8 protein-coding genes are annotated in these 11505 nt (G+C 39.9%); 7 read left to right on the top strand and 1 reads right to left on the bottom strand.

Going from position 1 to position 11505, the window contains the following annotated elements; translation table 11 throughout:
- Positions 1–2096 (bottom strand): DNA polymerase III subunit alpha (locus tag B2Z27_RS16510; RefSeq protein WP_286814469.1); only part of this gene is annotated, 2096 nt, incomplete at its 3' end.
- A 354-nt stretch (positions 2097–2450) separates the two neighbouring features.
- Here B2Z27_RS16510 and B2Z27_RS16505 point away from each other — a divergent pair.
- The 7 genes from B2Z27_RS16505 (at position 2451) to B2Z27_RS16475 (ending at position 11487) form a co-directional block, all read left to right on the top strand.
- The gene (locus B2Z27_RS16505) at positions 2451–3014 is read left to right on the top strand and encodes a 30S ribosomal protein S16 (protein ID WP_091607202.1); all 564 of its coding nucleotides are present in this window, start codon (positions 2451–2453) and stop codon (positions 3012–3014) included.
- A 13-nt stretch (positions 3015–3027) separates the two neighbouring features.
- Entirely contained in the window at positions 3028–3555 is a 528-nt protein-coding gene (rimM, locus tag B2Z27_RS16500; protein WP_058104061.1) for a ribosome maturation factor RimM, read from the top strand.
- 188 nt (positions 3556–3743) lie between these two features.
- Positions 3744–6095, top strand: a complete 2352-nt coding sequence (locus B2Z27_RS16495; RefSeq protein ID WP_286814468.1) for a PSD1 and planctomycete cytochrome C domain-containing protein — start codon at positions 3744–3746, stop codon at positions 6093–6095.
- Between the two features lie 2 nt (positions 6096–6097).
- Positions 6098–7591 (top strand): DUF1501 domain-containing protein, encoded by a 1494-nt coding sequence (locus B2Z27_RS16490; RefSeq protein WP_286814467.1) that lies wholly within the window; start codon positions 6098–6100, stop codon positions 7589–7591.
- Complete coding sequence (locus B2Z27_RS16485; protein ID WP_286814466.1) at positions 7591–8625, top strand: 6-bladed beta-propeller; 1035 nt, start codon at positions 7591–7593, stop codon at positions 8623–8625. Before B2Z27_RS16490 ends, B2Z27_RS16485 begins: the two co-directional genes overlap by 1 nt.
- Complete coding sequence (locus B2Z27_RS16480; RefSeq protein WP_286814465.1) at positions 8622–9428, top strand: chitobiase/beta-hexosaminidase C-terminal domain-containing protein; 807 nt, start codon at positions 8622–8624, stop codon at positions 9426–9428. Before B2Z27_RS16485 ends, B2Z27_RS16480 begins: the two co-directional genes overlap by 4 nt.
- A gap of 1 nt (position 9429) precedes the next feature.
- Positions 9430–11487 carry an FN3 associated domain-containing protein gene (locus tag B2Z27_RS16475; protein ID WP_286814464.1) on the top strand — a complete coding sequence of 686 codons (2058 nt, stop codon included), beginning with the start codon at positions 9430–9432 and terminating at the stop codon, positions 11485–11487.
- Positions 11488–11505 lie beyond the last annotated feature (18 nt).

The raw sequence follows: 11505 nt of genomic DNA, 5'->3' as shown, positions 1-11505 counted from the left end.
GGATTTAGGAAACGCTCAAAAAGTAAATCGTACTTAATAGGGTCTAAATTCGTAATCCATAAGCAATAGGCAACTGCAGATCCCGCAGCCGATCCACGACCCGGACCAACGGATACATCCATTTGCCTTGCCGCCCTTATGAAATCTTCCACAATCAAGAAATACCCTGGGTAGCCGGTCTTTTCAATTACCTTGAGTTCAAAGTCTAACCGTTCATCAATTTCGGGCGTAATCTCCCCATATCTCTTTTTGGCACCTTCATAGGTAATGTGTCTTAGAAATTTGTTCTCACCACGTTTGCCTCCGTCTAATTTATCTTCTTCGAATTGAAACTCTTCTGGAATATCAAAAGCAGGTAACAGTACGTCACGTGCAAGAGTAAAGGTTTCTACCTTGTCTATAATTTCTTGAATATTGATGATGGCTTCAGGAATATCCTTAAAAAGCTCCTTCATCTCATCAGATGATTTAAAGTAGTATTCTTGGTTGGGCAAGCCATAGCGGTAACCACGACCACGACCTATGGGAGTCGATTGTTTTTCCCCATCTTTTACACATAAAAGAATATCATGCGCATGGGCATTTTCTTTCTCTGCATAATACGTGTTATTGGTAGCAACGAGCTTAACATTGTGCTTTTTTGCGAACTGTATTAAAACTTGGTTCACACGGTCTTCATCTTCTTGACCATGGCGCATAATTTCTATGTAGAGATCGTCGCCAAAGGTTTCTTTCCACCAAAGTAATGCCTCTTCAGCCTGATTTTCACCTACGTTCAGTACTTTACTTGGAACTTCACCATATAAGTTACCGGTAAGTACCATGACGTCTTCCTTGTACTGCTCAACAATTTTCTTATCAATACGTGGTACGTAGTATTTACCGTCTACAAAGGCTATTGAAGACATTTTTGCCAAATTCAGATACCCTTTTTTGCTCTTGGCAAGCATGACTATTTGGTATCCATTATCTTTTTGAGATTTGTTGGTATGGTCTTCACATACTTGAAATTCACAACCAATTATGGGTGTGATCTCTTGTTCTGGTTCGGGCAATTCCTCTAAAGGTTCTTGACCTTCTTCCAGCGTTCCGTTTTGGGTAGCCTCATAGCGCTTTTGATTGGCTTCGTTCCTGGATTCTACTCCTTTATTATGATTGAGTACGCCGTTGACGAAATGAAAGGCGCCCATCATATTCGCATGGTCCGTCATAGCTACTGCCGGCATTTTTGCCTTGGCGGCTGCCGCTACTAGATCAGGAACACTTATGGTGGACTGTAGAATAGAGAATTGCGTATGGTTATGTAAATGCGCAAAACTTGCATTTTCTAATGTCGCTAGGTTCTCCTGTATTTCTTCTTGTGAAACTCCGCCCGTATCTTGTTCCCATAGGGCATCGGCAATTTTTTTCGATGCTTTTTTAAGGTTGATATGCTTAAGACCGATAAGTTGAATCTCTTGCGGATTAGCTTCGGAGAAATTCTTGAAATAATCGGGTTGAACGTCTAATTGTTCTTTGGTATATTGTTGCTTTCGTATAAGTTCTAGAAAACAACGTGTGGTAGCTTCAACATCGGCGGTTGCATTGTGGGCTTCACCGAATGGTTCGCCAAACAAAAATTCATGCAGTTCTGTCAGTGTGGGTAATTTGAACTTACCACCACGACCACCGGGTATTTGGCATAGTTGTGCAGTGTGTTCTGTACAAGTGTCTAAAACAGGAAGTTCTTGTAATGGGTTTTCAACACCTAAACGGTGAAATTCCGCTCCCATGATATTCACATCGAATCCAACATTTTGCCCAACAATGAATTTTGTTTTGGACATAGCAATGTTGAATTTCTCTAAAACCTCTGCAAGAGATACACCTTGTTGCTCGGCAAGTTCTGTAGAAATCCCGTGGATCTGTTCAGCATCATAGGGTATGTTGAATCCGTCTGGGCGCACCAAATAATCTTGATGTTCAATACAATTACCCATTTCATCATGCAACTGCCAAGCGATCTGTATACAACGTGGCCAGTTGTCCGTGTCAGTAATAGGGGCATTCCAATTTTTTGGAAGACCGGTGGTTTCGGTATCAAAAATAAGGTACATATCGTGTTTTCTGAGTGTTCAAAAGAGGTCAGAATTTTGACCTAAAAAGTGCCTATAAAATTACGAAAAAGGAGGTGTTGGTGAAAACGTAGTTGCTAAGAGTTATCAACGGGTGATTTTTTAGCTATTTTTATTTGGGCTATTCCTGATTTAAATAATTGAATTTGAGTGTTTTTAGAGCTTGAAAAGAATTTTGGGTTTGTTGATTCAAATAACTTTAAAACATTGTTGCCAATTCAGCATTTTGAATTATATTTGCACCCGCTTTCAGATGGGCTTTGCTTATTGATGGCGAACGAGTTAAAAAACTAGAATTAATAATCAGGGGTCGGGCACCCTACAAATTAATGTGATATGCCAGTAAAAATTAGATTACAAAGACACGGTAAAAAAGGTAAACCATTCTATTGGGTAGTTGCTGCAGATGCAAGAGCTAAAAGAGATGGTAAATTTTTGGAAAAATTAGGTATCTACAATCCTAATACAAACCCTGCAACTATTGAACTTGATGTTGATAGTTCTGTAAAGTGGTTACAAAACGGAGCACAACCAACGGATACTGCTAAAGCTATTCTTTCTTATAGAGGTGTACTTTTAAAGCATCATTTATTAGGTGGTGTTCGTAAAGGAGCATTGACCGAAGAGCAAGCTGAAGAAAAATTCAACGCTTGGGTTACTGAAAAAGAAGCTGCAATTGCCGATAAAGTTGGTGGATTGGATAAAGCGAAAGCAGAAGCTAGAGCTGCTGCATTAAAGGCTGAGAAAGAAGTAAACGATAAGCGTGCTGCTGAAGCTGCCGCTGCTGCTTTGCCAGAGACTCCAGAAGGTGAAGACGCTGAAGCGGAAGTGGAAGCTGTTGAAGCTGCTGGTGAGCCAGAACAAGCTACTGAAGCTCCTGCTGAAGACGATAAAGCATAATTTTTAATAAACGATGCGAAAGGAAGATTGTTTCTACCTAGGTAATATCGTTTCAAAATATAGTTTCAAAGGTGAGGTATTGGTTAAACTAGATACCGATGATCCTGAGATATACGAAAATATGGAATCAGTATTTGTTTCTTTAGGAAACAATCTGGTTCCATTTTTTATTAAAAGATGCCGACTTCATAAATCTAACTTACTTCGTATAGATTTTGAAGAGGTGAAATCAGAATCAGATGCAGATCGTATCATGAAATCTGGACTTTATTTGCCCCTTACCATGTTGCCAAAACTTACCGGCAACAAATTCTATTATCATGAGATTATCGGTTTTGCTATGATCGACTCCGTTCACGGTGATATTGGTATTATACAAAGTGTTAACGATACAACTGCACAAGCGCTCTTTGAGGTAGAAAAAGATGGCGCACAATTATTAATACCCATAAGTGATGATATCATCACTAAGGTAGATCGTGAGAATAAGCGTATTCTTGTAACTACACCAGAAGGTCTAGTGGATCTGTATCTATCGTAAAATCAAACACTACTGCTTATTGCTGTTTTTACAAGTATTTCAAGTATTTTTTGAGATAATCATATTTTATGATTTCATTTTTACGAATTTTGGTATTATTTAGCTTGTTTGCTCTGTTATTGGTCGAATTTTAACGGTTATTAAATGGTAAAGTTTGTAAGTTCATTACAGATTTAAAACCGCCATCAATGACCAAGAATGTAATGAGCCAATTGTTCAGCATTGCTGCTATTGTTTTTGCAAGCTGTGTATTATGCAGTTGTGCTTCCGAAGCTGATAAGACAATTGCATTGGAAGATGGCAATAAAGAAACGGCCATACCCGAAAAAATCGATTTCACTTTTCATGTAAAGCCTATTCTATCGGACCGATGTTTTATATGTCACGGTCCAGATAAGAATGCCGTTGAAGGTGATCTATCCCTTCACTCCGCCGAAGAAGCATACAGGGCTTTGGGCGAACTTAAGGACCATGCGGCCATTGTGCCCGGTAATGCAGCTAAAAGTAGTTTGGTAGAACGTATTTTCAGTGATGATCTTAATTTGATCATGCCACCACCGGAATCTAACCTTGTTTTAGAGGATTTTGAAAAGGCTATTCTAGAAAAATGGATAGCACAAGGTGCCGAGTATAAAACACATTGGGCATTTATACCACCTACTCCGCAAGAAGTACCGGAAAATGATGGTGCTAAAGTTTGGGGCAGCAATGAAATAGATGCTTTTATCTTAAATAAATTGACCGAAAAAGGGCTGAGCCCTAGTTCTCGGGCAAGTAGTGAAAAACTATTGCGCAGAATTACTTTTGACTTAACCGGATTGCCACCCACTTTAGAGCAAATAGAAAAATTCGCGGCAAATCCTTCACAAGAAAAATATGAAGAGGTTATAGATTCATTGCTGTTATCGGTGGATTATGCCGAGAATATGGCGGCGGAATGGATGGATATTGCCAGATACGCAGATACACATGGCTATCAAGATGATTTTGAACGTACCATGTGGCCTTGGCGAGATTGGGTTATTCACGCTTTTAAGGAGAATATGCCATATGACCAGTTTGTAACCTATCAATTAGCGGGTGATCTAATGCCAAATGCCAACCTGGAACAAATATTAGCTACCGGTTTTAACAGGAATCACAAGATAACTGCCGAAGGTGGGGTGATTCCTGAAGAATACCGGGTTGAATACGTAGAGGATAGAAATACCACGCTCGGTACGGCGTTTTTGGGGCTTACCTTAGAATGTGCAAGGTGCCATGACCATAAGTATGATCCCATTAGTCAAAAAGATCACTTTCAGTTTTATAGCTTCTTCAACACAATACCTGAAAAAGGCTTGTTGGATAATGCTGCAGATTTGCCCGAACCTTACATTAAAGTGACGCAGAAAGAGGTGAACGATATTCTAGGATTCATCAACCTAGAGAAAAGTGAGATGAAAGAGGTACCGGTGATGGTGATGAAAGAAATGGATCAGCCTAGGTCTTCATTTATCTTAAAAAGAGGTATTTATGATCAATATGGCGATGAGGTATTTCCTGATACTCCGGAATCCATTTTATCTTTTGATAACTATCCGAAGAACAGATTAGGATTGGCAAAATGGTTGTTTGATGATGAGCACCCACTTACGGCAAGGGTTGCGGTGAACAGATTGTGGCAGCGAATGTTCGGTAGTGGTATTGTTGCATCTTCTTTCGACTTTGGTAATCAAGGTTCGTTGCCTACACACCCTGAATTATTGGATTATCTGGCAATCAAATACAAAACTGAAGGTTGGGATACCAGAAAAATGTTGAAATACATTGCAATGTCCGAGGCATATCAGCAAGATACAAAGGCTAGTCCCGAGAAATTGGAACAAGATCCTGAAAATAAATATTTGGCGCGCGCCTCTCGTTTACGACTTTCTTCCGAGGCTATTCGTGATCAAGCCTTGGCGTTTAGCGGATTACTGAATAGGGAAGTGGGCGGTCCTAGTGTTAAGCCCTATCAGCCAGAAGGTATCTGGGAAGAAACTACGGGTGGCGGTGGTGGTAGTACGGCTTCCTATACCTTAAGTGAGGGTGAAGATGTGTATAGAAAAAGTATTTATACGTTTTGGAAACGTACCGTTCCACCACCAAGTATGATGACTTTTGACAGTAGCTCAAGAGATTATTGTTCGGTTAAAAGGCAAGAGACCAATACCCCGTTACAAGCTTTGGTATTATTGAACGATCCACAAATAGTTGAAGCCGCAAGGGTTGCCGCCGTAGGAGAGATGGAGGCAAACCCAAATGCGGAGAGCGAGCAGATAAAAACCCTGTTTTACAAAGCAACCTCTCGTATGCCCAATGAGGCGGAGATACAGTCTTTGACCGATTACTATACTGAAATGTTGTCGAAATTTGAGAACGGTGATATTTCTACAAGCGAGTATTTAAGCATAGGTAGAAGTGAAGTGCCTACGGGTTTAAACAAAGAAAAGTTAGTGGCAATGACCTTAACGGCACACACAATTTTGAATTTAGACGAAACTATAAATAGAGGCTGATTATGAGCGAAAAGAAAATAGTTGAAGAGCGGTCGCTAATTTTAAACAGAAGATCCTTTCTAGGAAAGGCTGCATTGGGAGTTGGTGGAATTGGATTGGCTTCCTTATTGGGTACAAACTTATTTAGAAAAGGTGAAAACGGATTATATACGGCAGATAGCGGACCTACTGGAGTAAAGGGCGTGTTGGATTCGCTACATCATCCATCGAAAATTAAAAGGGTCATTTATCTTTTTCAAAGTGGTGGTCCTTCGCAATTGGAGTTGTTTGATTATAAGCCGCTTTTAAACAAACGTAGAGGTGAAGATCTGCCGGAATCTATTCGTAACGGACAACGATTAACGGGGATGACTTCCGGTCAAGATAGATTTCCTTTGGTGGGCTCTAATTTCAGTTTTCAAAGACATGGTAAAAATGGCACATATATAAGTGACCTCTTCCCATATACCGCCAAAATGGTGGACGATATATGCATTGTAAAATCAATGTACACGGAAGCTATTAACCATGATCCTGCGGTAACATTTTTTCAAACGGGATCACAGCAACCGGGCAGACCAAGTATTGGCTCGTGGTTAAGTTACGGGCTGGGTAGCGAGAATGAAAATTTACCCGCTTTTACGGTGCTTCTGTCAAGAGGTTCGGGTAGACCTAACGGGCAACCGTTGTATACGCGACTATGGGGTAACGGGTTTTTACATTCCCTTCATCAAGGAGTACAATTCAGAGCGGCAAAAGACCCTGTTTTATACTTGAATGACCCTAAAGGAACTACGGCGGATGTTAAAAGATCTATGCTTGATAAATTGGCAGAACTCAATGATCAACATTACCAAGAATCTAACGATCCTGAAATTCAAAGTAGAATTGCCCAGTATGAAATGGCATACAGAATGCAAACTTCTGTACCAGATGTCATGAATACGGATGGTGAGCCAGATTATATTTATAAAATGTATGGTTCGGATGCTAAAATCCCAGGAACCTTTGCAGCTAATTGTCTTTTAGCAAGACGTTTGGCAGAGAAAGATGTTCGTTTTATACAATTGTACCACATGGGCTGGGATCAGCATGATAACCTTCCCGGAGCAATAGAAAAACAGGCTAAAGATGTGGATCAAGCGTCTGCCGCTTTGGTGGCGGATCTTAAACAACGTGGTATGCTAGAAGATACTTTGGTGGTTTGGGGAGGAGAATTCGGTAGAACCAATTACTCACAAGGTTTGCTCACAGATACCAATTATGGTAGGGATCACCACCCAAGATGTTTTACCATGTGGATGGCTGGTGGCGGTATTAAACCGGGTATTGTGTATGGTGAAACCGATGATTTTGGGTATAACATTACCAAGAACCCGGTGCATGTTCACGATTTTCAGGCTACTATGTTGCATCAGTTGGGTATTGATCATGAGAAATTCACCTATAAATATCAAGGTAGACGATTTAGACTTACCGATGTTGAAGGTCATGTGGTTAAAGACATTTTATCGTAATGCAGAGAAGAACATTTATAAAAAATACCGCCGCAGCCTCAGCGGGACTTTTAACTTGCTCTTCTTTTGGCGCAAGTATATTGGAATATAAAGATGCCGTTATTGGTCATGGCAGTCACCGGTATAAAATAGATTTGAACTGGGGTGCATTGAATTCTAATTACCATCCGGTGAACGATTGCCATGAAATGGTGCAAGATTCCAAGGGCAGGATTTTATTGTTAACCAACCATACCAAGAACAATGTTATTGTTTATGACCGTTCTGGTAAATTGTTGGAAACTTGGGGAACGGATTATCCCGGTGCACACGGTTTAACATTGAATGTTGAAAATGGTGAGGACTTTCTGTACATAGCGGATAACAATAGGCATGAGGTGATTAAGACAACCATAGACGGTAAGGTGGTACAAGTTTTTTCATATCCCAAGGAATCGGGAAAATATACTGCCAAGGAGCAATACATACCTACAGAAACGGCTATTGCTGAAAATGGCGATGTATATATTGCCGATGGTTATGGCGCTCAATACATTATGCGGTACAATGCCAAAGGGGAGTTGTTACAGACTTTTGGCGGTAAAGGCGATGCAGATCACCTTTTTAATAATGCCCACGGTATTTGTATAGATACCAGAGGCGGGAAGTCTCCCGAACTTTTAATAACAGCAAGACAGCAAAATAAGTTGAAACGGTTTACCATGGATGGGGAATTTATAGCAAGTATAGATTTGCCCGGAGCATATATTTGTAGACCGGTAATTAAGGGTGATACCATTTATTTGGCAACTATCTGGTCTGGTGATGGGTCTGATGGTACCGGATTTATCTCCATATTGGATAAGCAAAATAAACTTATATCCGCACCTGGCGGATGTACTCCTGTTTATGGGAAAAATGGTTTGGAGCCCATGTATCAATCCATCAAAATATTTACGCATCCGCATGATGTATGTGTAGATGATGAAGATAATTTATATGTTGCCCAGTGGAATTCAGGGAAGACGTACCCTATAAAACTGAATAGAATATGATCAAAAGAATTTTCTATTCAATAGCTATAGTTCTACTATTGTGCCAAGCCTGTATTTCTCAAAATACGGAACATGCACCAACAGCCTTATTTCAATTATCCAACCCTCGTGTTCAAGCGTCGTCCATATTTTTCGATTCGTATACTATGCTCAATTTCAGCATAGATATGCCAAATTCAATAATAAAATATACCTTGGATGGCAGCTCGGTAAATCAAAACGCAAAGGTGTTTTCTGAACCATTGAAAATACAGGAAAGTGCCGTAATCAAGGCTAAAATGTTTCATCCGGATTATAAAGAAAGTGATGAAGTTGTATTAGAAGTGGTAAAGATTGCCAAGAATAGTGCTATTAAGCAGGTAACAATTAAACCGGAACCTAGTGAGAAATATTCAGGTATGGGTGCCATGGGATTATCGGATTTGAAAAAAGGAAGTGCCCAATTTGCAGGGGATAAACAGTGGATGGGTTTTCAAACGGAGAAGATAACGGCATCACTTCAGCTAGAAAAGAATAGCACGGTCAATAAAATAGTGGTCAGTGTATTGACCAATCAATCCAACTGGATATTCGCACCTGGTAAAATTGAAGTTTTTAATGAGGGCGAATTAATTGGAGAAAGGACGTTTGCAAAGAGTGAACAAGAAACACCTAACAGTCCCACATTTGTACATGTACCGGTAAGTACAGGAATGTACAATACGTTGAATGTGGTAATACATCCACTAAGCGAAATTCCAGCATGGCACCAAGGAAAAGGAACAACGCCTTGGGTTTTTATAGATGAAATAATTATACAATAGCATGATTCAATTAGGAATACAAATAGGACACCTGCACCCGCTTTTTGTTCACCTGCCCATAGGTATCATCATGCTTGCCTTTATTTTAGAGGTTTATGGTAGATTAAAGTCAAAAGAATCTTTTGCTGAGGTAGTAGAATTTACACTTTTGGTAGCGGGTATTACGGCAATATTTTCACTGGGTACCGGGTGGTTCCTCGGAGAGGAAAGTGGTTATGATGAAGATTCCCTTTTTCTACATAGGTGGATGGCGGTTGCGTTTACCGTTACAACAGTACTTCTCTATTTGGTGAAACGAAGTAAAATTGGGTGGGTTAGAAAAACCTATATTCCAACGTTTTTATTGGTATTGGCATTAATTAGCCTTACCGGTCACTTTGGCGGTAATATGACCCATGGAGAAGATTATTTATTCGTAGATGAGAAAGAGGCTATTGTCATTACAAATATTGAAGAGGCTCAGGTTTACGCCCAAGTCATACAACCTATTTTTGACGCTAAATGTGTAAGCTGCCATAATGAAAGCAAGGCTAAAGGTGGTTTGCTAATGGGTTCACCTAATGATATTATTAAAGGTGGTGATACGGGTAGTCTTTTAGATACTATTTCAGGTCAAGAAAAATCTTTGTTCTTGGAAAGGGTGCATCTGCCTTTAGATCATGATGAACATATGCCTCCAAAAGGTAAGGTGCAATTGACCGATAATGAAAAGGCTTTGCTTGAATGGTGGATGGAAAATAACAATTGCTTTGAGTGTAAAGTAAATGAACTGACTAGGGAAGGAAATATAGCTGGAATATTAACTTCATTGGAACAAGATACTTCTGCAATTGCCGTATTAACGAAAGAAGCAATGGAAGTGCCGCAACAGTGGTTGCAAAATGTTAGGCACGCCGGTATATCGGTTCAAACCTTATCTAGTGAGAATCACTTGCTCTCGGTGAATATGGCAAGTATGGATTCTATTACTGACGATACGTTAGAAGTGCTTGAAGAATATGCATCCAACATTGTGGAACTAGATTTAGGGTTCAGCAATTTTAACGATGATCTTGCCTCAGAATTGAAACCGTTTAAAAATCTGTTGAAATTAAAGTTACAGCATACTAAAGTAACTGATGCTATTGGGGAATATCTTAGTGATCTTGAGCTGTTAGAGTCATTAAATTTATATGGTACCGCTGTTACCGATAAGATCGTTCTTGATTTAAAGGAAAACAAAAAGCTTCGTAATATTTATTTATGGAAAACTGATGTTACGGAAGACGGACTGGCACAATTACAGCAGAATTTACCGGGAGTGACCATTCAGCAAATTGGGGCAGATGTATTTAAGGCAACCGTTTTAGATCCGCCCACCATTATAAGTGACCGTAGTTTTTTTAGTGATAGTTTAACCATAGCTATTGAAAGCCTATTTGATGGTACTGAGATTTACTACACGCTTGATGGCTCTGAGCCAACGGAATCTTCCTTGAAGTATGATGGCGCGATCACATTAGAGACAACGGCAAATGTGAAAGCGATTGCTGCAAAAAAAGAATGGGAGCCAAGCAACATCACCGAGCGAACGTTTATTAAGAACAATATAGCCTATGCCGATGTAGATTTATTAACGGTGCCCAATGATAAGTATCAAGGGAAAAAAGGTAAAACTTTAATGGATCAAAAGCGTGGGTCTACCAATTTTGTAGATGGTAACTGGTTGGGTTTTGAAGGAAAGCACTTGAATGCAGTGGTAGAGCTGAAAGAGCAGAACGCCATTTCAAAAGTATCTGTTGGTGCATTGTCCGCACCTGCGAGTTGGATTTTTTACCCCACATCTTTTGTGGTATCTGTTTCTAATGATGGTACTAACTTTAAGGAAGTAGGGAGAAAAGATATGGGAGAAGAGAAACCCAATGCCGAGGTGAAACTCACTTTTTTCGATTTAGATATACCTACCACCCAAGCAAAGTATGTAAAACTATCCATTAAGAGTCCCTTGAAAAACCCCGATTGGCACACTGATCCTGGTGGTAAAAGTTGGATTTTCATTGATGAAGTAGTGCTGAATTAAAAAGTGGAAAAGGGATTG

This window comes from Maribacter sp. UBA3344 (assembly GCF_002362375.1).
Classification (GTDB): domain Bacteria; phylum Bacteroidota; class Bacteroidia; order Flavobacteriales; family Flavobacteriaceae; genus Maribacter; species Maribacter dokdonensis.
This window is presented reverse-complemented; position numbering and strand designations above follow the sequence as displayed.

Coding starts and splice junctions, on each gene's coding strand:
- B2Z27_RS16505 (WP_091607202.1), top strand. CDS start 2,451: ATGCCAGTAAAAATTAGATTACAAAGACACGGTAAAAAAGGTAAACCA.
- rimM (WP_058104061.1), top strand. CDS start 3,028: ATGCGAAAGGAAGATTGTTTCTACCTAGGTAATATCGTTTCAAAATAT.
- B2Z27_RS16495 (WP_286814468.1), top strand. CDS start 3,744: ATGACCAAGAATGTAATGAGCCAATTGTTCAGCATTGCTGCTATTGTT.
- B2Z27_RS16490 (WP_286814467.1), top strand. CDS start 6,098: ATGAGCGAAAAGAAAATAGTTGAAGAGCGGTCGCTAATTTTAAACAGA.
- B2Z27_RS16485 (WP_286814466.1), top strand. CDS start 7,591: ATGCAGAGAAGAACATTTATAAAAAATACCGCCGCAGCCTCAGCGGGA.
- B2Z27_RS16480 (WP_286814465.1), top strand. CDS start 8,622: ATGATCAAAAGAATTTTCTATTCAATAGCTATAGTTCTACTATTGTGC.
- B2Z27_RS16475 (WP_286814464.1), top strand. CDS start 9,430: ATGATTCAATTAGGAATACAAATAGGACACCTGCACCCGCTTTTTGTT.